The sequence below is a fragment of the Streptomyces beijiangensis genome, from assembly GCF_017315755.1.
In the GTDB taxonomy this organism is placed as follows: domain Bacteria; phylum Actinomycetota; class Actinomycetes; order Streptomycetales; family Streptomycetaceae; genus Streptomyces; species Streptomyces beijiangensis.
On record NZ_JAFLRJ010001315.1, the window covers coordinates 1 to 372 of the forward strand.

A 372-nucleotide genomic window follows, 5' to 3' on the forward strand; every position below is an offset into this window, starting at 1 on the left:
CGCTCACCGCGCTCGTCGAGGCACAGGTGGCGCGGACCCCGGAGGCCCCCGCCGTCGCCGCCCCCGCCGAGCCGCTCACGTACACCGAGCTGAACGCCCGCGCCGAGCGGCTCGCGGACGCCCTGGTGGCATGCGGGGTCGGCCCGGAGACCGTGGTGAGCGTGGTCCTGCCGCGCACGGCGAACACGGTCGTGGCGCTCCTGGGCGTGCTCAAGGCGGGCGGCGCCTATCTGCCCGTCGACCCCGCCTACGCCACCGCCCGCCTTGAGCACGCCCAGGAGCGCCACGACCGTGTTCGCCGTGCGCGGCCGGCGTCGGCGACGACGGCGGGGGCCTCCGGGGTCCGCGCCACCTGTGCCTCGACGAGCGCGG

The 372-nt window shown here is 78.2% G+C and carries 1 protein-coding gene; it reads left to right on the plus strand.

The window, feature by feature from the left end; all coding sequences use genetic code 11:
• Positions 1 to 372, plus strand: a 372-nt coding sequence (locus tag J0695_RS41640) for an AMP-binding protein (protein ID WP_206970016.1), incomplete at both ends; no start/stop codon positions are given.